This window comes from Pyrococcus sp. ST04 (genome assembly GCF_000263735.1).
Taxonomy (GTDB): domain Archaea; phylum Methanobacteriota_B; class Thermococci; order Thermococcales; family Thermococcaceae; genus Pyrococcus.
The window spans coordinates 1,170,404-1,193,076 of sequence record NC_017946.1 but is presented as its reverse complement, the minus strand read 5'-3'; the positions used below and the strand labels follow the sequence as shown (position 1 = coordinate 1,193,076).

The 22,673-nt window shown below is 39.6% G+C and carries 22 protein-coding genes; 9 read left to right on the top strand and 13 right to left on the bottom strand.

The genetic code is table 11. From position 1 onward, the window contains the following. The first annotated feature begins 40 nt into the window (after positions 1–40). Positions 41–1,408 (top strand): serine--tRNA ligase, encoded by a 1,368-nt coding sequence (gene serS, locus PY04_RS06190; RefSeq protein WP_014734284.1) that lies wholly within the window; start codon positions 41–43, stop codon positions 1,406–1,408. Beyond that, a complete protein-coding gene (locus PY04_RS06185; RefSeq protein WP_014734283.1) occupies positions 1,405–1,875 on the top strand; it encodes a type II toxin-antitoxin system VapC family toxin in 471 nt (156 codons plus the stop codon). The genes serS and PY04_RS06185 overlap by 4 nt, the downstream gene beginning before the upstream one ends. On the opposite strand, the gene PY04_RS06180 is transcribed toward PY04_RS06185, so the two are convergent. The 3 genes from PY04_RS06180 to PY04_RS06170 form a co-directional block, all read right to left on the bottom strand. Beyond that, positions 1,847–4,867, bottom strand: a complete 3,021-nt coding sequence (locus tag PY04_RS06180; RefSeq protein ID WP_014734282.1) for a glycoside hydrolase family 38 C-terminal domain-containing protein — start codon at positions 4,865–4,867, stop codon at positions 1,847–1,849. The genes PY04_RS06185 and PY04_RS06180 overlap by 29 nt on opposite strands. Before the next feature lie 96 nt (positions 4,868–4,963). Beyond that, complete coding sequence (locus PY04_RS06175; protein WP_014734281.1) at positions 4,964–5,383, bottom strand: hypothetical protein; 420 nt, start codon at positions 5,381–5,383, stop codon at positions 4,964–4,966. Between the two features lie 26 nt (positions 5,384–5,409). Beyond that, on the bottom strand, positions 5,410–5,922 hold the full coding sequence (locus PY04_RS06170) for a KH domain-containing protein (protein WP_014734280.1): 513 nt from the start codon (positions 5,920–5,922) through the stop codon (positions 5,410–5,412). A 119-nt stretch (positions 5,923–6,041) separates the two neighbouring features. On the opposite strand from PY04_RS06170, the gene PY04_RS06165 reads away from it, so the two are divergent. Then, a complete protein-coding gene (locus PY04_RS06165; RefSeq protein WP_014734279.1) occupies positions 6,042–7,919 on the top strand; it encodes a threonine--tRNA ligase in 1,878 nt (625 codons plus the stop codon). Between the two features lie 72 nt (positions 7,920–7,991). Here the strand turns inward: PY04_RS06165 and PY04_RS06160 are convergent, their stop codons facing one another. Together PY04_RS06160 and mtnA are read right to left on the bottom strand one after the other, a co-directional pair. Continuing rightward, positions 7,992–8,717 (bottom strand): hypothetical protein, encoded by a 726-nt coding sequence (locus PY04_RS06160; RefSeq protein ID WP_148266020.1) that lies wholly within the window; start codon positions 8,715–8,717, stop codon positions 7,992–7,994. Between the two features lie 74 nt (positions 8,718–8,791). Next, complete coding sequence (gene mtnA, locus PY04_RS06155) at positions 8,792–9,862, bottom strand: S-methyl-5-thioribose-1-phosphate isomerase (protein ID WP_014734277.1); 1,071 nt, start codon at positions 9,860–9,862, stop codon at positions 8,792–8,794. 59 nt (positions 9,863–9,921) lie between these two features. Between mtnA and PY04_RS06150 the strand changes: the two genes are divergently transcribed. From PY04_RS06150 to PY04_RS06140, 3 genes are read left to right on the top strand one after another with little or no spacing between them, the layout of a single operon-like run. Continuing rightward, the gene (locus tag PY04_RS06150; RefSeq protein ID WP_048056052.1) at positions 9,922–10,629 is read left to right on the top strand and encodes a hypothetical protein; all 708 of its coding nucleotides are present in this window, start codon (positions 9,922–9,924) and stop codon (positions 10,627–10,629) included. Beyond that, positions 10,619–11,068 (top strand): hypothetical protein, encoded by a 450-nt coding sequence (locus PY04_RS06145; protein ID WP_014734275.1) that lies wholly within the window; start codon positions 10,619–10,621, stop codon positions 11,066–11,068. Before PY04_RS06150 ends, PY04_RS06145 begins: the two co-directional genes overlap by 11 nt. 33 nt (positions 11,069–11,101) lie before the next feature. Beyond that, complete coding sequence (locus tag PY04_RS06140) at positions 11,102–11,533, top strand: CoA-binding protein (RefSeq protein WP_014734274.1); 432 nt, start codon at positions 11,102–11,104, stop codon at positions 11,531–11,533. A gap of 138 nt (positions 11,534–11,671) precedes the next feature. On the opposite strand, the gene PY04_RS06135 is transcribed toward PY04_RS06140, so the two are convergent. The 3 genes from PY04_RS06135 to PY04_RS06125 form a co-directional block, all read right to left on the bottom strand. Then, positions 11,672–14,263, bottom strand: a complete 2,592-nt coding sequence (locus tag PY04_RS06135; protein WP_014734273.1) for an ATP-dependent helicase — start codon at positions 14,261–14,263, stop codon at positions 11,672–11,674. Between the two features lie 108 nt (positions 14,264–14,371). Then, complete coding sequence (locus PY04_RS06130) at positions 14,372–14,713, bottom strand: DUF192 domain-containing protein (protein ID WP_014734272.1); 342 nt, start codon at positions 14,711–14,713, stop codon at positions 14,372–14,374. 1 nt (position 14,714) lies between these two features. Beyond that, positions 14,715–15,728: a radical SAM protein gene (locus PY04_RS06125; RefSeq protein WP_014734271.1), complete on the bottom strand. Its 1,014-nt coding sequence runs from the start codon at positions 15,726–15,728 to the stop codon at positions 14,715–14,717. 99 nt (positions 15,729–15,827) lie between these two features. Here PY04_RS06125 and PY04_RS06120 point away from each other — a divergent pair, with 99 nt between their 5' ends. After that, on the top strand, positions 15,828–16,937 hold the full coding sequence (locus PY04_RS06120) for an alkaline phosphatase family protein (RefSeq protein ID WP_014734270.1): 1,110 nt from the start codon (positions 15,828–15,830) through the stop codon (positions 16,935–16,937). Here the strand turns inward: PY04_RS06120 and PY04_RS06115 are convergent. Genes PY04_RS06115 through PY04_RS06105 form a run of 3 tightly spaced genes read right to left on the bottom strand, consistent with a single transcriptional unit; the run spans position 16,934 to position 19,740 of the window. Beyond that, positions 16,934–17,233: an FUN14 domain-containing protein gene (locus PY04_RS06115; RefSeq protein ID WP_014734269.1), complete on the bottom strand. Its 300-nt coding sequence runs from the start codon at positions 17,231–17,233 to the stop codon at positions 16,934–16,936. The two genes, PY04_RS06120 and PY04_RS06115, sit on opposite strands and share 4 nt — an antisense overlap. Positions 17,234–17,283: 50 nt before the next feature. Continuing rightward, positions 17,284–19,035 carry a tRNA guanosine(15) transglycosylase TgtA gene (tgtA, locus tag PY04_RS06110; protein ID WP_048056051.1) on the bottom strand — a complete coding sequence of 584 codons (1,752 nt, stop codon included), beginning with the start codon at positions 19,033–19,035 and terminating at the stop codon, positions 17,284–17,286. Positions 19,036–19,077: 42 nt separating this feature from the next. Beyond that, positions 19,078–19,740 (bottom strand): adenylate kinase, encoded by a 663-nt coding sequence (locus PY04_RS06105; protein WP_014734267.1) that lies wholly within the window; start codon positions 19,738–19,740, stop codon positions 19,078–19,080. A 58-nt stretch (positions 19,741–19,798) separates the two neighbouring features. Between PY04_RS06105 and PY04_RS06100 the strand changes: the two genes are divergently transcribed. Beyond that, on the top strand, positions 19,799–20,257 hold the full coding sequence (locus PY04_RS06100) for a single- stranded DNA-binding family protein (protein WP_014734266.1): 459 nt from the start codon (positions 19,799–19,801) through the stop codon (positions 20,255–20,257). After that, positions 20,247–20,720: an LEA type 2 family protein gene (locus tag PY04_RS06095; protein WP_014734265.1), complete on the top strand. Its 474-nt coding sequence runs from the start codon at positions 20,247–20,249 to the stop codon at positions 20,718–20,720. Before PY04_RS06100 ends, PY04_RS06095 begins: the two co-directional genes overlap by 11 nt. Here the strand turns inward: PY04_RS06095 and PY04_RS06090 are convergent. Next, positions 20,713–21,915 (bottom strand): V4R domain-containing protein, encoded by a 1,203-nt coding sequence (locus PY04_RS06090; protein ID WP_014734264.1) that lies wholly within the window; start codon positions 21,913–21,915, stop codon positions 20,713–20,715. The genes PY04_RS06095 and PY04_RS06090 overlap by 8 nt on opposite strands. A 228-nt stretch (positions 21,916–22,143) precedes the next feature. Further along, positions 22,144–22,671 (bottom strand): ASCH domain-containing protein, encoded by a 528-nt coding sequence (locus PY04_RS06085; RefSeq protein WP_014734263.1) that lies wholly within the window; start codon positions 22,669–22,671, stop codon positions 22,144–22,146. Positions 22,672–22,673: the final 2 nt, after the last annotated feature.

Below are 22,673 nucleotides of genomic sequence, written 5' to 3'. Positions count from 1 at the left end.
TATTTTAAGTAAAAGCTGCTTTGAGGTTTAGGGGATAGTCATGCTAGATATCAAGCTTATACGTGAGAAGCCAGAGTTAGTGAAGAACGATCTGATAAAGAGGGGAGAGCTTGAGAAAGTTAAGTGGATAGATGAGATACTAAAACTTGATGCAGAGTGGAGAACAAAGTTGAAAGAAATCAACAAGCTGAGACATGAAAGAAACAAGATAGCAATTGAGATAGGGAAGAGAAGAAAGGCAGGAGAACCTGTTGATGATCTCTTGGCTAAGAGTAAAGAAATAGTCAGAAAGATAGAAACACTAGAAAAAGAAGTTGAAGAGCTGAGGAAGAGAATAGATTATTATCTCTGGAGACTGCCCAACATAACACATCCGAGTGTTCCTGTTGGAAAGGACGAAAATGACAACGTTCCAATAAGGTTCTGGGGAAAGGCTAGAGTTTGGAAAGGTCATTTGGAGAGATTTTTAGAGCAGAGCCAAGGAAAAATGGAGTATGAAGTTCTTGAATGGAAACCAAAGCTTCATGTTGATCTTTTGGAGATCCTTGGAGGGGCCGACTTTGCAAGAGCGGCCAAAGTTAGTGGTTCAAGATTCTACTATCTCCTTAATGAGATAGTGATCCTTGACCTGGCCCTCATAAGATTTGCCCTTGATAGGCTTATAGAGAAGGGGTTCACGCCAGTTATTCCTCCTTACATGGTTAGGAGATTCGTTGAAGAAGGTGCAACGACATTTGAGGATTTTGAGGATGTAATATACAAGGTTGAGGGTGAAGATCTATATCTCATTCCAACGGCAGAGCATCCATTAGCTGGCCTTCATGCGAACGAGATTCTTGACGGAAAAGATTTACCCCTTCTCTATGTGGCCTTCAGTCCATGCTTTAGAAAAGAAGCAGGCACCGCTGGAAAAGACACGAAGGGGATATTCAGAGTTCATCAGTTCCACAAGGTTGAGCAGTTCGTATACTCAAGACCAGAAGAAAGTTGGGAGTGGCATGAGAGAATAATAAGAAATGCAGAAGAACTATTCCAGGAGCTTGAGATACCTTATAGGGTCGTTAATATATGTACTGGGGATCTTGGATATGTTGCGGCAAAGAAGTACGATATAGAAGCATGGATGCCAGGTCAAGGGAGATTTAGAGAAGTAGTGTCTGCAAGTAATTGTACAGATTGGCAAGCTAGGAGACTTAATATAAGATTCAGGGACAGAACTGATGAAAAGCCAAGGTACGTCCACACTTTGAACTCAACGGCAATAGCAACTTCGAGGGCAATTGTCGCAATATTGGAAAATCATCAGCAAGAAGATGGGACAGTAAAAATACCGAAGGTTCTTTGGAAGTACACGGGATTCAAGGAGATTGTCCCGGTTGATAAGAAAGAGGGGTGTTGTAAGACTTGATTCTCGTTCTTGACTCTTCAGTTTTTATTCAAGGTATTGATGTCGAGGGATACACTACACCAAAGGTCGTTGAGGAGATTAAAGATAGGGAATCTAGAGTCTTCCTAGAAGGGCTAATAGCATCTGGAAAGGTTAAAATTGTTGAACCATCAAAAGAGTCTGTTAAGAAAGTTAAGTCAGTAGCAAGAGAAACTGGTGAACTTGAGGAACTTAGTGAGGCTGACATAGAGGTTCTTGCACTAGCGTATGAGCTTAGGGCAATTGTTTTCTCAGATGATTACAACGTTCAGAATGTTGCAAGTTTTCTTGGTCTTAAGTTTAAAACAACGAAGAGGGGGATAAAGAGGAAAATTAAGTGGGTATATGTCTGCATAGGTTGTGGTAGGAAGTTTAAGGAACTCCCTCCTGGAGGAGTTTGTCCCGATTGCGGTAGCCCACTCAAGCTTTTACCAAGGAGGAAACTTTAACAGTCTTTATCTCGAAAGCGTTTAGTTTTATTACCTCTCCAACTTTTCCAAGAATATTAAGCTCTGGAATGTCCAGTTCAACACCACTTTCCGGTAGCTTTATCGTTAGGCTTCCTTTGGAAGGATTATACAATCTTATTATATAGCCATCTCCATCCTCTGATAGCTTTATTGCTCCAATAACGGCATCTCCTCTCATCAGTGAGAATTTCTTTTTGCCCTTCTTTCCTTGAGTTATTCTGAGGGGAGACCAGACTTCAAGAGCTCTCTTGTATACCTCCCCTTCGAACCAATAGCCAGTGTGGGGGTATAGATAGTACGAAAACTCTCCCTTTCCTGTATCACTCCAGGGGTTAGGATATATTGGAGATTTTAGTAAGCTCAGCCCAATCTTTGAATCCCAGTTCGTATATCCATGGCGAGATGGGCATATTATAGCAACTCCATGCTCTCCATCACTGACGTCTGCCCACCTAAGGGCTGGGACTTCGAACTTTGCTTGCTCCCATGGAGTATTTCTAACTGCAGGTCTTCTAACAACTCCATAGGGTATGTCATAGTAGGCACTCCAATTATGAGTGTTAAAGTTGAACCAGGCTTTGAGGAAGACTTCTTTGTCCCACCAATCAACAGCTGTATGGAATTCCACTAGCTTAGATCCTCTTTTGACCCTTATTTTTTGAGTTAGCCTTGAATTCCCGTATTTCTTTTTAACTTCAACTTCAACTATGTAACCATCGTTTCTAGTTATCTTTGCCTTCTCAATTGTTTCGAGCTTTTGCCCTTGAATTAAGAAGTCTTCATTGACGTCCCAAGCATCCCATGTTCCTGGAGTGTCTATGTGGGCCATTATCACATTACTGGGGCTTCTTATTGCTTCCCATTTACTTTCTTTGTCGTACAGCGATATTATCTCACCTTCCTCATTAATAATCACACTAATTAACTCATTTTCAATAATTATCTTCCCATTTTTCTCTTGAGCATTTATGTATCCCTCTTTTATCTCTTCAATCGGTTTCCATCCAAGAGGTTCCGCTTTGATAAGCATGGGTCTACCATCAATCTCAATTACTTCCTTTCTCTCCCATGGGAGATCGTTAAAGACAAGTGCTTCTCCCTGTGAAATTTTTTGGAGGGCTTCTTCAACTATTGAATTTGCTTCCTCGATTACCTTATTTAGGTCCTTTTCGACCTCATCGTATACTTCTCTTATCGAAGAACCTGGCAAAACGTCATGAAACTGATGAAGAAGGATTCTCTTCCATAGGTTATCAAGTTTCTGCTTGGGGTATTCCATAACCCCTAGGGAATGTGCTATCGATGCCCATATCTCGGCACTTCTCAGTATAGATTCCGCTTCTGCCATAAGCTTTTTGACTCTTAGATTTGTTGTGTAAGTCCCTCTATGAACCTCAACATATAATTCTCCTTCCCAAGTCGGCATATCTTTAATATGTGCCTTTAGTTCTCTTAGATACTCCTCTTCGGTTCCTTTGACGAGTTTCGGGATATAGGGTACTTTATTCATGTGTTTCATCATTTCAACCATTTCCCAGGTTATCCCTCCTCCTCCATCTCCATATCCATAGGCGTAGAGGAGGAATGGGACCTCGTACTTATTCTTGTATCTTTTCCATTGCTTGTATAGGCTTTTTGCAGTCATCGAAGATTTGTAGCTCATCATTAGATGCACTGGTATCTCTGTTCCATCGACTCCTTTCCATATAAAAGCATGGTATGGAAATTCATTCCGCTCATTCCAGAGAAGTTTGTACGTTGCAAACATTTCTATTCCGCTTTTCTTTAAAAACTGAGGCAAAGAAGCTGGAAATCCAAAGGTATCTGGTAGCCATCCAATTTTTGCCGTTCTTCCGAATTTTTTGTAAAAATATCTTTGACCATAAAGAAATTGTCTAGCTATTGATTCTCCATCGACTAGCTGGACATCACTTTCGACCCACATTCCACCAACTATTATCCACTTTCCTTCCTCAATGAATCTCTTAACTTTCTCAAAGAGATCCCTATCGAGGCTCTCCAACCACTCATAATATTGGGCAGAACTTTGAACGTAGGTTATTCCATATCTTCTCATTAGTCTCTCTATTGTTGAAAATGTTCTCAGAATTTTCTGCTTAGTCTCATCATAAGTCCAAAGCCATGCTGCATCTATATGGGAGTGTGCAAAAGCGTATGCTTTTCCAACTTTTGGAAATGCCTTTCTTAATCTAGCTAAAGCCCTCTCCAAATCTCTTTCGACTCTTTTAATTTCCTCTAAATACTCTTCCTTAGTCGGCTTTGGAATATCGTGCACTATGCCTTTCATCTCCCCGATTCCGTAAACAGCAGAAAGGAACATATAATCGGTTCTTACCTCTCTTACGTCAAACCTGCCGAGTTTTAATTCTTTAATACCCAAACCACCATCGTAAAGAAGCATCCTTAGAAGAGTTATCTGCCTCAAACTTGGCACCGTTTTAACTGATATAAGGATGTTTGAAAGCTCTTTTAACAAAGCTTCTTTGAGGTCCTCTTCTTTTATAACCTCTATGAAGCTTACAAGGTCAAGAAGCCTCTGAGCCAGGACATAGGGTTCCCACATTATTCCAACGAGCATCGTGTAGTCAACTTTTATCCTCCATTTGTGATATCCGAACATAGTTAAGGGTGAAATTATGAGCTCAAGTTCATGTTTCCCTGGTCGAATTGGAATGTAAGTGTGGACATCGTCTATGGTTCCATAAGCCATTCCATCGAGTCTTACAAGGGCATTTCCCTCCATACACACTTTTAAAAACCACTTCAGTCCGTCCTTTGGGACTTCTATTCTCGTTTTGAGTACTATAAGATCTCCTGGCTTTGCCTCAAGGAGAAGGGGGAGGGATATTTTCTTCCCTTCAAGCTCCCATGAAGAAATGGTTTTGTGCTTTCTAATTGAAGTCGCCATTAAATCAAAAGCTTTTCTCTCTACCTCAGCAAGACTTAACATGGTATTCCCCATTAGAGTTTTAATTACACTAGAATATGAGAATTTCGGGTGGAGAGCGTCAGCGCTCATAGGGATCAACATCATATTCAGCAGGAGTTACTCATCATCCGCCCCCAATCCTAGGTAGTAGTTCACTATTTTCCTAAGCTCTTTGTTCACTTCAACCTTCTTTCTTAAGAATCTTCTCAGCTGGACATTCTCTGCTATCAATCCTGAAAGCTCTATTGCAAGCAGTTTGTTTTCTTCAAATAAGTTGTACGCTTTGAATTTCAAGGGAGCATATCTTTTTTCTAGCTCCCAAACCTTTTTTTCGAGGTTCTGCACTTCTTTCTCAAGCTTTTCTAGATCGACATTTTCCGGTTTTTTAAAGTTACCTTTGAGTGCAAGGATAATTATTTCTTCAGGAGAAACTCCAAATTTTTCAGATATACTTAGGATTTCAGAATAAAGGTCTTTACTAATTTCAGCTTTAATCTTCCCAAATCCCTTGTTGGGCTTTATTACTACCCTAATCATTGTACACCAACAAAAGGGTATAAAAATCAGATGAAAAAGATTTTTGTCTCAACACCAGTAATCTGAGAGAGTATGCTCTCAAGGACTTCTGCCTTCTCAGGCAACTTATTCTTATCCCTGCTGAACACGAGAATCTTGTAATACTGGCCACCCTCAGGCTTGTAAACTACGTTCACACCAAATACTCCTGCTGGGTAAAGTAGATCCATTGCTAATTTCTTTACGTCGTCTGTTCCCTTAATATCTCTCCCTTCTATTACCCTCACCCTCTTTCCAAGTTCCCTAGTAAGGAACTTTATGTTCTTTCCTCCCTTGCCTATTACTAATGGCACATCCCCTTCTCCCACTATGAGAACTACAAGGTCTCCAGCCTCAACTGCCTTCTTGAACTCAACATCTGCATCTCCAAGCAATTTGTAAAGCATCCTTGATATTTTAACGTCTAGTTCAGTAATAATTCCCTGTTCAAGCTTTTTTTCATCAGCAGGACAGAGAATGCCATCTGTTTTAAGACAAACCTCACAGATCGGGGCCTTCATGCTCTCACCTCCAGAATTCGAAATGAAAGCTAAGAGCTCTTACAGGAGATTATTTAAAAACCTTATCCTTATAAAAGACCTTATAAGCAGAAGCTTTAGAAGTCTAATGAGGTGATAGCATGAGGGTTCTCCTAATACACAGCGACTATATTGAGTACGAAGTTAAGGACAAGGCCCTCAAGAATCCCGAGCCAATAACTGAGGATATGAAAAAAGGAAGGATGGAAGAAGTTCTTGTAGCATTTATAAGCGTTGAGAAAGTAGATGAAAAGAATCCAGATGAAGTCGTTGAAAAGGCGGTTGATGAAATAACTAATGTTGCTGAACAAGTTAAAGCCGAGAACATATTCATTTACCCATTCGCTCATTTAAGTAGCGAACTTGCAAAGCCTTCAGTTGCATTGGATGTTCTAAAGAAGATTTATGAAAAGATAAAGGAAAAAGGATACAACGTTGGGAGAGCACCCTTCGGTTACTACAAAGCTTTTAAGATAAGCTGTAAGGGCCATCCCTTAGCAGAGCTCAGCAGAACCATAGTCCCAGAGGCAGCCAGGGAAGAAGAAGTTCCCGAGGCTCTGAAGAAAGAAGAGACAGAGCTCATTAGCTACTGGTATATTTTAACTCCAGAAGGAGAGCTGATTGAGGTTGACAAGTTCGACTTTACAGGTTATGAAAACTTAAAGAAGTTCGTAAATTATGAGATAGCAAAGAACAGAATAGCTGACAAGGAACCTCCTCACGTTAGACTAATGCTTGAGCATGAGTTAGTGGACTATGAGCCCGGAAGTGATCCTGGAAACCTGAGATACTATCCAAAGGGAAGACTCATAAAGTCCCTCCTTGAGCAGTACGTTACCGAGAAAGTTATAGAATACGGAGCAATGGAGGTTGAAACACCTATTATGTATGACTTCGAGCATCCTGCTCTCGAGAAGTATCTCAACAGATTCCCAGCTAGACAGTACATAGTCCTAAGCGGTGATAAAAGATACTTCCTTAGGTTTGCGGCATGTTTTGGCCAGTTCATGATAAAGAAAGATGCCATAATAAGTTACAGGAACTTGCCCCTTAGAATGTATGAACTGACGAGGTACTCATTTAGAAGAGAGAAGAGGGGAGAATTATCAGGGCTTAGAAGATTAAGGGCATTCACAATGCCCGATATGCACACCCTAGCAAAAGATATAGAGCAGGCAAAAGATGAATTCAAAAAACAGTTCAAACTCAGTATGGAAGTCCTTGCAGGTGTTGGCCTGAATCCAGAAGACTATGAGGTCGCTATAAGATTTACAGAGGACTTTTGGAAAGAACACAAAGACTTCATAATAGAGCTAGTAAAGCTAATTGGAAAACCAGTTCTAATCGAGATGTGGAAGCAGAGGTTCTTCTACTTCATATTAAAGTTTGAGTTCAACTTCGTTGACAACCTTGACAAAGCTGCCGCTTTGAGCACTGTTCAGATTGATGTTGAAAATGCTGAAAGATTTGGAATAACTTACTACGACGAAAACGGTGAGGAAAAATATCCACTAATTCTTCACTGCTCTCCAAGTGGAGCTATTGAGAGAGTAATGTATGCCATCCTTGAAAAGCAGGCAAAGCTTATGCAGGAAGGAAAGAAGCCAATGTTCCCACTTTGGCTGAGCCCAATCCAGGTTAGGGTTATTCCAGTTAGTGAAGAGTTCCTTGACTACGCCCTATATGTCGCTGGGAAGCTTGAAGGTGCCAAGATAAGAGTTGATGTTGATGACGAGGACGAGAGACTAAGCAAGAAGATTAGAAGAGCTGAGAAGGAGTGGATACCCTATATTGTTGTCGTAGGAGCAAAGGAAAAAGAAACAGGGACAATAACGGTAAGAAGAAGGGAGGATGGAAAACAGTATGAAACAAGAATTGAAGAGCTAGTAAAAGAGATAAAAGCAAAAACAGAGGGCTTCCCTTACAAGCCAAGGCCTCTACCTTTACTCTTGAGCCAGAGACCAAAATTCCGTGGCTGAGCCTCTTTAACCTTTATTTTATACCTTATGAAGTTTCACATAGAAAAATTTACGTTTAGAAATGAGGATATTCTAGATTATTTTTTCTATCTTGATTCTTTCCTTTGTTAACTCGTCTGAAATGTGGAGCTTAAAGGCTAATGGCCTAAAGCCTTCATCAGGGCTTCTAACTACATATAGTCTTTCAATAATTCCATCAGGCTCAAGTTTTGATTTTGTTACTATTACATAGTCGCTGACCTCGGAGACCCATGCTATAAACTTTCTAGAAAGTATATCACTGTTCATTAGAAACATGAAAATCGTGTCTGGATGGTATCTTGATTTGTGAGCTAAGTCGGCATTGAGGAGCTTAAGGGTCTCTTCCTCCCCAAACATGAACGTTGCTCCTTCAAGGGCATATATTGCCCTAACTAATCCTCTTTTCTTAAATTTAGGCTCAAGTTTCTCAAATATTAGGAGAATTTTCGGATTTATAGTGTCAACATCCACAACTCCTTGAAGGTAATAGACGTTGGGGATATCAAAGTAGGTCTCATATTTTGAACCAAAAACATCTATTATAGCCATATTATCGTTTTTCAGCTCTTCTTCAATGTCAATTCCTACCGCCGATGCTAATTTGAAAAGTGTACGTAATGGCTGATTATAGTTTGACAAGACAACAAATTTCCCTTGCTCTAGTAGCTCAGCTATCGCACCAAAGAACAGTTGCCACCCTGAGGAGTATGTATCGTAAATTATTGACACAACTGCTCCGTCACTTGGAACTATCTTGAATGTTTCCATGGGGATCATCTAGTAATTTTGTTATTATCAAAAAATTTAAAATTTTTCCAAAATTAGCTTGAAAATATTGTAAAAATTTCAAATTAAAGAGAGGAGAACAATTTTTTGAGATTCCTTTTAAATGGAGGCCAAACAATCCCTCTATCAGTGATTATCCCGGTCAAATATCTATGAGGAGTGACATCAAATGCTGGATTGTATACCGGCACATCTGGAGCTATCCTACAGCCCCCACATGTGAGAACTTCCTCGGGAGATCTTTCTTCAATTGGTATCTCTCTTCCGCTCTTCAAATTCATGTCTATAGTTGATAGCGGGGCAACAGTAAAGAAGGGTATACCATGTTCCTTTGCCAAAACTGCAAGCATATATGTGCCTATTTTGTTCGCAAAGTCTCCATTGGCAACTATTCTGTCTGCCCCTACTATAATTGCATCAACCATGCCTTGTTGCATAACAAATGCTGCCGCGTTATCGGCAATTAGCTTCACATTCAATCCATCATAACTGTACTCCCATGCAGAAAGCCTAGCACCTTGGAGAACTGGTCTAGTTTCGTCTAACCAAAGCAATTTGAGGATTCCCTCCTTATGCATAACTCTTACTACAGCTCCTACAGTTCCTAAATGTACTGTAGCTAGACTTCCCGCATTGCAGTGTGTAAGTAAGTTACCTTCAGGGAGAACTTCAGCTCCATAATGGCCCATTCTTAGATTTGCTTCAACATCTTCATTTGCTATTTTCTTCGCTTCCTCAACGATCAGCTTTTTTATCTCTTCCAAGCTGCTTTCCCTGTTTTCTTCTACGAGTTTTTTAATCCTATTCAGTGCCCAAAACAGGTTGACGGCTGTTGGTCTTGTGTTTTTTAGGGTTTCATAAGCTTTTTCAAATCCTTCAAAGAATTCTTCCTTTGTCTTTGCCTTCGTTGTCTCTGCATAAAGAGCTAATCCAAATGCAGCCGCAGCTCCAATAGCTGGGGCTCCTCTTACTGTCATATTTTTTATTGCCGTAGCTACGTCCTCTACTTTCGTGAATTCCACTATCTTAAATTCCTTGGGGAGTAACCTCTGGTCAATCATGTAAACCTTTCCGTTTTTATAGTCCACGCTTCTTGGAAGCTTTGTAAGCTCTTCAGGTTTATACTTGATTTCCATTAGCTTCACCAGTTTTGATTCACCGAAGCCCTTAAATTAGTTTTCTCGTAAGTTCTTCCATGATATATGATACTGATATCATGAAAAAGTTCTTTGAGAGGGTGGTGCAATCTTTAGGGGAAAATGAGGTATATACTCTCTTCCTTATCTCCAGAAGAAAATGGTTTAAGGAATTGCCCTCAAACTATGAACTACTTGATTATGAAGTAGTGAAAGAGAGCTCCTTTGAAGAATTCTACAGTGCTGTCCTTAGGTTAATCCCACAAGATTGTGCTTATACGAGCAGAGGTGGCAAATGTATTCCAAAGAGTGCAATGGCAATATACGTTGATATAATCCCCAAAGATATCAAGAAAGGAGTAGTCAAGACGATTGAGAAGTTTATAAGAATCTTAGCATTTGAAAATGATAGCTCTAAATTTAAAGGATTTTGTAGGATAATGCTTTCTAACTTGCAAAAATCTCCTAGCAGAAAGCCCTACTTCTTAATTGATGTTGACTCGAAGGATAATTCCCTAATTGAATATATAACTGAACAATTGAGGAAATATTCGGTTCCAGTCGTTTGGATTTCCGAAACGAAAGGAGGATACCATATAATAGCGAGGAGAGACGGAAAATGGATGAAAGATTTTTATGAATCAATTTATCCTGTTCTTAAGAACATCAACAATGTTGAAATTAAGCTAGAAAAGTCACTTCTAACACCTATTCCTGGAAGTTTCCAGGGAGGATTCCCAGTCAAAGGTGTCTGGAATGATGTTTAGGGGGAAATACCTTGTAAAAGTACTAGATATAAATGAGCCTTGTGGGGAATTAGTCAAGGGAAGCTATGTTCAAATAAGTGGGGATGAATATGATATTTACCTCAAGATAGAACCTTTTCTGGAGTTCAGAAAGGAATTATGTCTCATTAAATGCGAAGGAAAAATACTATTGTCCGAGGATTGTGCTTATATTGGAGAAGTTTATTGGGTTAAAGATGCACGTGGGCTTTGGAGACTTATCTATAGTAAAAAGGCGGAAGAAGGTATACATCTCATAATGGCTTTAATCACAGCGTTTCTCTTGTACTCAATGTTAAGCTTTATAAAAAGGTCTTCATTTTGGACTGCAACTGCTGTTTTACTTCTCATATTCTTGATTCTAATGAACGTTTCGAAACTAATACAGTATCTAATAATCGGATATGTTAAAGCTTCTTAAGGATCAAAGTAGAGTAGAAAAGGGTGTTGCCAAATGGTAAGGATAATGCCCGTTGATAGGTTAAGTGACGATGATATTAGGGAAATCCTAACCAAATATAAGAAGATAGCACTTGTTGGTGCCTCTCCAAAACCCGAAAGAGATTCAAATGACGTTATGAGGTATCTTCTAGAGCATGGGTATGAAGTCTATCCTGTAAACCCAAAATATAATGAAGTTCTTGGGAGAAAGTGCTATCCAAGTGTGCTCGATATTCCGGATGATGTTGAGATCGTAGATTTGTTTGTCAGGCCGGAGCTCACTATGGAGTACGTTGAGCAGGCAATAAAGAAAGGGGCCAAAGTTGTCTGGTTTCAATTCAACACCTACAATAGAGAAGCATTTAGAAAAGCTAAAGATGCAGGTTTAATCGCTGTTGCTCACAGATGTATAAAGAGGGAACATGAGAGGTTGTTTGGCAGATAGGTTTTAAAATTCAAATGCCAACTATATCAACGCCCCTCCCCTCTCACACCCCCGCGAGAAGTGAACGGGGGGCGGTCGGGGAGGGGACACTTTTTCATAACATTTTGCGTGCTGGAAACCCTTTTTAAGGTGAGAAGGTTACGTTGCCTTTATTATTGCCATGATCTTTCTGTGTAGTTCCTTTATAAGCTCTCTTCTGTCTTCCATCAAAACTACGTCACTCGCTCCAACGACTTCGAGATTGAATGCGAATGGGCTTGGATAGCTATGTTCTTCAATGATTATCTTAACCTTACCTTCTCTGACCCATGAGAGGAATAGTTCTGCACTTTCAACATCCATCTTATCCTCCATTATCTCCCTGTACACTTCTTTTAAAAGTGGAAAGTCGGGATAATTCCTTTTCAGGAAATTCAACAGAGTTTGGGCGTTCATTTGCTGTTTGCTTAGGCTTTTCTCCCTTCCCATGTATCTTCTTAAGACAAGTAGCCCCCTATTTGCTACATGTCTAAATCTCCTCTTAAGGAGCTCCGTGTTGTCTAGAGCATTTCTTAAAGTTTCTCTAAAGTTTTCGATGTTGAAAAGTTCCAGTATATCCTCTTTCGTTAAGGCTTTATCGGAAGGAACTTTGAGCATAAAGCCATTGTCAGTAATCGCGACCCCTACGTTACACCGTTTTTTTCTACTTATAAGGTATGCAAAAGCCCTACTTAGGGCATCGTTAGCTCTCCTTCCAATAAGGGTGTGGAAGAAGTATTTTACTGTGTTTCCTTCTCTAACTATTTCAACGAGGACAGTTTCATCATCTGGAATAGTTGAGTATTTCTCCTGCTCTCTAAAATATGAAATTATTGCCTTTACCGTTATTTCGTCGATTCCGTATTTTTGCATCAAAAATCTCTTTGCTCTCTTGCTATTGAGAATTTTCTTTAACTCTCCCCTGAACTTTTGGATATCAAGTGCTAAATCAAAACTTAATGGCAACATTTCTGAGAACCAGGAGGGAATCGTTGGCTTGGCCCCTTCTCTTGGAATTACATATATTCTGTTTCCTCTGCTCTTTACAAATTCATATGTTCTCCCTGCAAGGACGAAAATATCTCCTGGCATTAAATGCTCTGCGAACTCTTCTTCTACAGTGCCAATATACTTTTTGTCAACTGTGAACACGTCAATTTTGGCTTCATCTGGTATTGTTCCTGTGTTCATATAATAAATTGCTCTTGTCATTTTTCCTCTCTTACCAAATTTACCCTCTTCAAGCCATATTTTTGCATACACCTTTCTCTCCTCTAACCCCACATATTCGCCGGCAAGATATCTAAGCACGTTCATAAAGTCTTCAAATGGCAAATCTCTGAAAGGGTACGCCCTTCTAACCACCTTATAAGCCTCTTTTACATCCCAAACCCTCTCCAAAGCCATTCCCAAAACATGCTGAACTAAAACATCTAGCGGGTTTTTTGGTATCTTTACCCTGTCAAGTTTCCTATTTCTTGCATTATGAGCAAGAACTGTGACTTCAACGAGATCATCTCTGTCTAGGGCAAGAATTACACCTTCACTTACCTCGTGTAGTCTGTGTCCTGCTCTTCCAATTCTCTGTAGGGCCCTATTGACACTTTTTGGAGAACCTATTAAGATCACTAAATCTATGCTTCCTATATCAATCCCGAGCTCTAGACTTGTTGAGCTGACTATTATCTTTAGTTCTCCCTTCTTCAGCCTTTCTTCGACCTCAAGTCTAACCTCCCTGGATAACGATGAGTGATGTGTCTCTATCTTATCCTCCCACTCCGGGAACATTTTCTTAAGGTGATACGCTACCCTCTCAGCACCGCTCCTTGTATTTGTAAATATTAGTGTTGTCTTTCTGTTGCGAACTAGCTCCCCTATCCTCCTGTAGAGAGCCTCACTTAGGACATTTGCTGGTGTGTATATTAAATCTTCAACGACGCTTTCAACTGTTATTTTTGTCTTTTTAGCAAAGCTGACATCGACAATAACACCTGGCCTTGGTTTTCCTTCTTCATCAAATCCGAATACAAACTTCGCAACTTCTTCCAGTGGATGGATTGTGGCGCTTAGTCCAATCCTTACGAACTCTCTTCCTGTTAGTTCTCTAAGCCTCTCTAAAGTCAGAGCCAGATGGGATCCTCTCTTGTTTTCAGCAAGTGCGTGAACTTCGTCAACGATGACCCAACTGACGTCTCTTAGCTTTTCTCTAAACTTTGGTGCATTTAGAGCTATTGCAAGACTTTCTGGCGTTGTGATTAAAATATGGGGAGGCTTTTTTATCATTTTGCTTTTTTCATAGCTACTGGTATCGCTTGTTCTTACTGCAACTCTTATCTCTGGCAATTCCTCTCCAGTTTCCTTAGCAAGTTTCTTGATCTCCTCAAGTGGTTCTTCTAGATTTCTCCTTATGTCGTTATTGAGTGCTCTGAGTGGGGATATGTAGATGCAGTATATTTTATCTTCCAACTTCCCCTTTCTTCCTAGTGAAATTAGCTCGCTTATTATTGATAAAAATGCCGAGAGAGTTTTTCCAGATCCTGTTGGTGAAGAAATGAGAACATTTTCCCCTTTATGGATTTCAACGACTGCATACTTTTGAGGAGGTGTAAACGATTTAAACTTTCTCTTAAACCACGCTCTAACCAACGGATCTAAAATCTCATATATTTCTTCGTCACTATACTCCCTCTCAGCCCATCTAATCCTTTCCATCACCTTAGCATGGATGATTCAAATTTTTAAACTATTTGGTTTGATATACAAATATAAAAGGTGTGATTTTCGCTAATTAAAAAGGTAATTAAGTAATTACATAATTATCTACCATTCAATTATATCTCCAATTTGAATGTCAAGGTCTTCTTTGAGCCCTCTAGGTCCTTCTATTACGTATTTTGAGGGACTCTTGGGGATGTAAATCCTCCAAGGCTTTAGCACTGTAAAGTCTACTACAGCCTTAGAAGAGTTTAAAAATATAACATCGATTGATTCCCTCATAAAAAAGCCATGAATTGAAGCATTGATTCTTGTCTCCGTCGGTAGAATAAAGATTAGAGCATACTTTGGTTTCCTGAACATTAGACCGAGAAATCTTTTTACAAATGTATCGGCAAACTTTACTTCTCCTTTCCAAATCTTCCCTTTTGTGACGTTTCTTAGCATTTTAACCCACCAAAGCATTTTTAAATCCCATATTCTTTACAATTTTTTCAGCTTCTTCCATCTCTTCCAATGTCAGCATTCTGCTTATCTCTGGGTATTCCATTGCCTTGTATTCTGGTCGGTATTGGAACATTACATTAATCCTAACGTCTTTTCCAAGATTCTCTGCAATCCATCTGAGTACTGGTCTTGTGCAACATTTCAAATGGTTCGGCATAACAAGATGCCTGATCAGAAATTCGGCCCTATAATGGTTTTTTGCCAGAAGAAAGTTTCTAGTCACAACTTCCCAATATCTTGGAATTTTTGAGTATTTTCTGGCGCATTCGTTATTTCCATACTTGAAGTCCCCAAGGTAGATATCAACAACTCCATCCAAGAGTTTCATTGCTTCAGTGCTCATATACATGTTTGAGTTCCAGATAACTGGGATTGGAACATTTACATGTCTAAGCGTTTGTAGGATAAAGGGTAAGTTAGGTGTGGGCTCTCCTCCAACAAAATTAACATTTTTTGCTCCGAATCTATATGCACGTTCAATTTTGAGAGCCATATATTCTGGAATAATCTCTACTCCCACTCTAAATTGACTTATATCCCAATTCTGGCAAAACACACATCTGAAATTGCATCCTGAGAAAAATACTGTGTATGATGGTACGAGCTCTGGTTCTTCTCCATAGTGGAGGAAATCACTTGCAATGAGGCTTTCCTTAACTCTGCAGTATCCTATACTTTTCTTCCTATTTATCCCGCATCTTATCTCACAAAGATGGCAGTTCTCGAGAATTTTATCTGCTATTACAGCCTTTAGATCAAGCAAATTTTTATGCCCACTTCCGTCAAGATCATTCTCTCTAAGCTTATCCATTCCTTCATCATGGATGTTCCATAGATCTGCTAAGTCTAAGTTTTCATTAAAATTAAGCTTTATTCTCCGAGTAATGAAGAAGTTTGGTATATCTTCTCCCTCTAAAATTGCAAAGTATTTCGGTAATGCCTCCCTTGCCCCCATCGGTTAAGTTTATAGAGTAGCCCAATATATTCTTTCCTGTCGATGATGAGCTACTCCCGGCTGAAGAGTGATGAGCCACCTACCGGCTGAGGTGGAAACATGAAGCTGGCTCTGATTAGCATCGATGGAAATGGGGTTTACAATCTTAAGCATATGCCCTTCTTGAGTGAACTCGCGGAGGAAGGACACTATTTTGTTGTTGATTCAATATTTCCCACTCTTACGGATTTAGTTCATACAACAGTCATGACTGGTGTGGAGCCAAGAATTCACTGGGTTGTTGAGAACGGGTATTATGATAGGCTTAGTGGAGTGAGAGTTAAGTTTTACGAGTATGAAGTTGCATTTAACCCGCATAGGGTGATAAAAGCACCATTGATTCAGGACTTATTAAGACAGAAGGGAGTTAGAATAGCGAGCGTCTCGGGATATACGATGCCACCATTCAGCAATGTTGATGTTAGAATATTTCCTCCCTTTTTCTCTGGAGACGAGCTTTATAGGAAGCATGGTAGGGATTGGAAGAAGGATATTTGGGTTCTGAACTCTGCTCTATATCTGTATGAAGAGTGTAAGCCAGATTTGCTTCTCATTCACTTTGCATCTGTTGATGGAATGCAACATGATCATGGACCAGAAAGCAAGGGGGCCCTAAAAGCTGTTGAAACTGTCGATTCAGCAATTAGAACTCTTTGGGAGAGGTTAAAAAGGGAATATGCCTTCATAATATTTGCAGATCATGGACAGGAGGAAGTTCACACATGGGTTAACCTCAGGGAATACCTAAAGTCTCATGGAATTGAAGTTCTGAGGATCTCCTCTGGTGGAGGCGTTCATGTTTATTTAAAAGATCCTAATGAGAGCGAAGATGCATACCTTTTATTAAGAAGAGCACCAGGAGTAAAGGCCGTGTTTTTTAGGGAGGATTTACCTCATTTGAATGCTCCTGTAAGTGGCGATCTAATAGTTTCAGCTAAGGAAGGCTACTGGTTCTGCCATCATAGAGAATGCAGGGGTATAAAGGGTAAAAGCTATTGGGTTAAGGGTATGCATGGCTCTCTGAACGAGAAGGTTTTGAGGGTACCCCTGATAATATGGGGGTTGGATGTTAAGAGGGACGAAGCTACCCTTTATGATATTGCCCCAACTATATTGGAGTTCTTTGGAATACAAAAAAGAGCGGAAATGAAGGGTATATCACTAATTTAACCCTTCTTGAACCCCAAATAGAAGCCTGCTACAAAGGCTGCACTTCCTGGAAGTATTCCCATGACTTTATCTGCCAAGCTTAGTGTTGCTGTAGTCGCCTGTTTTGTTAAGTTGAAGAGAGCGTCAGTGTTTATTGTGATGACACCTTTTTGCTGAAGCCAGAATAAGCTCAACACGTATGCTCCTATAAGGGCTATAACTATTTTCATTAATTTCTTTAAGGCGTATCCGACTATAAAACCAACAACTGCGCCAACACCAACATCTCCAGTTATCCCAGCAATGTTGAGATCCATAACGGTTCACCCCTCGATGTCTAAGTCCAGGGAGATAAAACAGTTGCGGTTCATTTTCCAACACCCTTCCTAACTTTTACTGCTCTTCCAACTTGAAAAACTATCATTTCTCTTCCAGAAAGCAAGGCTTGTCCAGTTCCTAAAAGCTCATCATTTTCGTTTACAACGAGAACTTCATCGTATGGCCTTATGTTGGGATCAGCGAATGTCACAAATTTAGCAAATACATCCTTCCCCTTTCTTACAAAGGGTTCAGCTTCGTCATTGACGACAACTCTCATTCTAGGATATGGAAGTACTTGGTGTAACCTCTTTGCTCCCTCAATTCCAAGTGTTAAAAGTCCATCTTCTGCTCTTACAGTGGCTACTCTTTTTCCATTCACTTTCACCTGCCTTGGCATTCCTGTCTTTGATATCTCAACTTTAACATCCTTAAATGCCTCGCTAGAGCCCTTCCCAAACTGATATTCAGCTATGGCTTGGATGTAAAGGTGGGCATTTTCATTTGTGGGCTTTTCTATTGGAAAGTCTTCCTCCCCCTCACTTTGGGCAAATGGATAAGTAAGACTTAGGTATCTCGGTATGTCTCCAAATATTGGATGCTTAATTGTCTCAGGGAACTTCTCCTTCACTCTCCGTGCCCTTTCTTGTGCCCTCCTTACTATAGGCCACTTTAGGCTTTCTTCACTTATCTTAAAAAATGCAGATTTCTTTGTTATGGGTTCAAACTCTTCGAGATAGGAATAATGATCTAATAGCCTTTTATAGGCTGCATAGAGCTTAGGATGAGCTCTAGCTCTTTCATCAACTAGTCTCCAAAGCTCTCCCTCTCTAATTGCCTGCTTAATTCTATTAATTTCCTCCTTGATCACCCAGAGATTGTGGATAGCCAAAAGTCTGGCTCGCTCTTCTTTTGGCATTTCTCTAAGTTCCTGAGGGGTATACCTTGAGCAAACTGGACAAGAGCAAGGAAAGTACTCAAGCTCCTCAAGCCTCTTGGTTCCGTTAGGGGTCATGTATCTGTCATCCTTTGCATACAATGCATAGCTCGCTGAGTCGAATAAATCTACCCCCATCGCAACTGCTAGTGCGAAAATTATTGGGTGACCTGCTCCAAAAAGATGAACGGGCCTATCTGGTCTCAGTCCAACTTTGGAAGAGATGACGATATCAACTAGTTCCTTAAACCTATATGATTCTAGAAGAGGAACTACTGCCCCTATCGGGTGAATTTCAAAGTTCATCCCACTTAATATTCTGGCAGCTTTTCTTCTTAGGTCAGTGTATGTTGAGCCTTGAATTGTTGCGTTCATTGGAATCTCCTTTATTTCCTCTGCTTCCTTAGCCCTCTCTAGGGTTATTTTTAGGTCTTTTTCGGCCTTCTCCCTGGGGGCATCGGGAGGGGTTGGAATGTCTAGGAATGTTCCTATATCAACCCCAATTTTATGCTGAAACTCGACTATCTCTTTGTTAGAAACATCTACGTTTCCGTACCTCATTAGCTGAAATGAGCCAGAATCCACCTCTATAATCCCGTTGTAATCTAATAGTTTATGTATTCCCATTTCAATGGCCTTCTCTCTGAGTTCTTTATCCTTGTATATTATGTATGAGTTTGTGATTATTATGTCGAAACCCATCTTCTCTAACTCCTTTGGTTCTACTATCAGTTGCTTTGGATTAACGACTGGCATTATTGCAGGGGTTTCTATTTTCTTACCATTGACTTCTAGCTTTCCTATTCTACCTGCTGCGTCTCTAGCCTTTATCTCAAACCGGAACATAAAATCACCTCGGCTCATTCGGGCTGGACTTCATCATCACTCAGATTTTCCGGAGTCAAATCATCGCCGTTTTTCTTGGTTATAAATGTAATCTAAGAGAGGTCTTATCCTTTCCCAAACCTCATTTATTGTCCCGTGCCCGTCTATTCTCACATATATTCCCTGCTTCTGATAGAACTTTATGATTGGTTCCATATTTTTAACATAGATATCATATCTTTTTCCGACTATTTCTGGTCTATCATCTTCTCTCTGGATTAACTCTCCTCCACATATATCACACTTTCCAGGAACTTTAGGGGGATTGAATTCTACATGATACACAGCCCCACATTTCTTACAAATTCTCCTACCCGATATTCTTCTTATGCTCTCTTCTCTGCTTATGTATATGTCAATGGCAACGTCTATTTTTATCCCATGATCGTAGAGATAGTTCTCTAAGGCTATCACTTGTTCTGGAGTTCTTGGATAGCCATCCATGATGAAATTCTCCCTTACCCTTCTTAGTTTTGATATTATAAGGGTATTAACGATTGTATCTGGAATTAAGTCCCCTTTAGAGAGATAAGATTCCATTTCAATTCCTAGAGGAGTTCTTGCCTGAATTTCGGCTCTTATGATATCTCCGGAGGCTATATAGGTTAAGGAGTACCTCTCTATTATTCTCCTTGCTTGTGTTGACTTACCACTGCCAGGTGGGCCAAATATGAGGATATTCATCTTAGAACACCAACAAGGATTTATATCTCAAAAGACTAAAAATAATACGGTGAGCTTTATGCCAAGACTTATGACAGGATTCGTGAGGGCGAGTGGATATGCAAATAAAGTTAGGCGAGTACTATTTGCAGCAACGAGAGGAAAAGTTGATCCAGAAGAGGTTGTGAGAGCGAGTGCAGAAATCAATAAGCTTATTTTTGAAAAACTCCAAGAGCTAAATGTGAAAAAAGAGGACGTTATCAGAGTGACTGTGGATTTTGAGATTGAAGATGGAAAAATAAAATGGGATTTAAATTCATTATCAATTGAAGTGTATAGGAAAGAAGAGGAAGAAAAGCTTGCTCTCGCAATGGAAGAAATTGAAGTTATGGAAAAGACGTTTGAGGAGGTTGTGAAAGAACTGGAAGAGCTTGCAAATAAACTGAAAGAGGTGACGGACGGCATAATAAACATCGTTGAAAGAATTAAACAAGAGCACACAGGATTAAAGTTAAAGGTGGAACATCATGAGGCGTAGCGTTACAATACTCATATTACTTTTGATTTCGGTGCCTCTCTTCAATCTCGGGTACTTTATATTTAGGTATATTGCTCTAGGACCCTTAAATGACTGTCAGGTTAAAATACTTGATGTCTATGTAAAGGAAATGAGAACTGATAGTGCTGATGTTGTTCTCACTATTCAAATTCACAATCCCACAAAAAAGACCGTCAAGATGGATGGGGTAAGAATGGATATATATGCTGGAGATGTATATATTGGAGAGTTCTCAGTAAACAAGACCATAACTTTGGAAGCCGGAAAGTATATTACAATACCAATAAACTTTACAATTTACTATTCGAACATTCCAACGGAGTTCGTGAGAATATTGATAGAAAATGAAACAACTAAAGTAAACTGGACAATCAGGGGAGGGTTATATGCAAATTCAATTTTTGGAACGCTGGAAGTCCCATTTGAGGCTTCATTTAGGTAGCTACCCTAAGTAGAAATACACATTTTCTATGTCCTTGCCCTTCACATTGGATTTCTTCTCCTTTCCACGTTTTTCCAGTGATCTTTTCTAATAGCCCAGCAAATGCTCCGGCATAATTCATGTGAACTGGATAAGGAAAACTTCTCAAACCGGGAAATAGATTCTTTCCCTCTATGACAACTCTATCCTTTGTTATTTCCACTATCTTAAGCTCTCCCCCTCCGGTAGCTTTTGTAAATTCAAAAGAGTCTTCTAAGATCTTTTTCATAGCCTCTTCTTGAGAAAGTCCTTCAAATAAGCTTCTCTCTATCTGTAGCCTTCCTACTTCATATTTTCCCCAGTTATATAGGAACTCCCTTCCTTTTTCGGGGCCAAGGAAGTTGTATATAAACTCAATGAGGGCTGATTCTGAGTATTCTTCGATTATCTGAACTCTAACATTTCCCATTAAGAGGACTCCATTCTTATCAAGTACTAGTGCCCCTTTTACATGTTCTATGTTCTTAAACGCGTCCTCCATCGGGATAATACCAGTTTTCGTTCTAAGGTATGGAATCGTTCTCTGGTTTATCATTAGTGGCCTCAGTGATCTAATTATTCTAATTTGACTATCTTTTATTTCGAAGAGGTACTCAAATGGAATTAGCATCATAGAGAGATCCTGGATTGTTAAAACGTCTGAATTTATGCCGACAAGAGAGGAAGCTCCCATTCTTTTTATGGAGTTTATTAACCTGACTATGATTCTCACATATGCCTTCTGGTCCGTTTGAAGGGCATACAGCGAACTAAGGTCGTCAATAACGACAAAGTCGTAAGCTTCCTTAACGACGCTATCTCTGATTATAGCTGTTGTTATACTTAAGTCCATCGGATTTGGGAGGATGTTTGTTCCAGATACATGTGTTGGGGAATAGAGGTTTGAGAAACCGTCAAGTATTTTTAATTTTCCTTTCTCAATATACTTAGAGTAGTCAATTCCATAAGAGGCTAACCATTTCACTAGGGTACTAACATCTTGTCTGAACTCTATCAGAAGGACTTTTAGCCCCTGGTTTAAAAATGACATAACTAGTTGATGAAGAAGTAACACATAGTCATTATCAATACCACCAACTAGGGCAATGTTGTGTCCTTTCTCGAATCCTCCTCCTAAAATTTGATCAAGTACAGTAATATTACTTCTGAGTGGCATATCAACACATATGCTGAAAGTATTTCTTAAAAAATTTTACTAAAACGCTCTTGAACTATAACCAAATACTACTAGTAATGTGACACTCCTAGTGAGGTATGAATGTCAGGATTTTCAAAACAATTACTTTTTATAATTACTTTTTTCTTTTGAAAGCCTCCCCTTTAGGGCAGAGAAAAGGTTAGTGACTAAACTACTGAAGAGTGAAAGACAAGAACAAACAAAACGTCAAATATACTCAAATTCCCTTGTCATAAGATCCTCAAGAAGAGCTTTTACCCAAGGCCTCCTTGTTCTTAAAGAAAGATGTATTATTCCCTCAACGTGGACGCCATACTTTTCTTTAAGTTCTTCTTTAGTTACAGGATCTTTAAATAAGAATGGCTTCTCTATTGTAAAGGCATATCCATATTCATTTATATATCCCTTAAGCCACTTCTTTCCCTCATTTTCTCCATGAACAAATGTTAATCCGCTAGTATCCTTTGTAAGTTCCCAAAGTGTTTCAAAATCAGCTTTTATAACTTCTCCCACTTCAAATCCACCAGCAATTGTACCTCTCTTTGTCAAAGTTTGTTCTTCAGTGAGCCCAAGTCTTCTCATTGTCTTCTTAAGTGTATAAAGGTCACCTCTCGCTATATAAAGGAACACAATGTCTCCTTCTTCAAACACCCTGCTCCTCCTTATCTCATGCCACTTAAGCCCTCTGAATATTAATTCCCCATACACTTGATGAAGTGCTATGACGTGTTGCATGG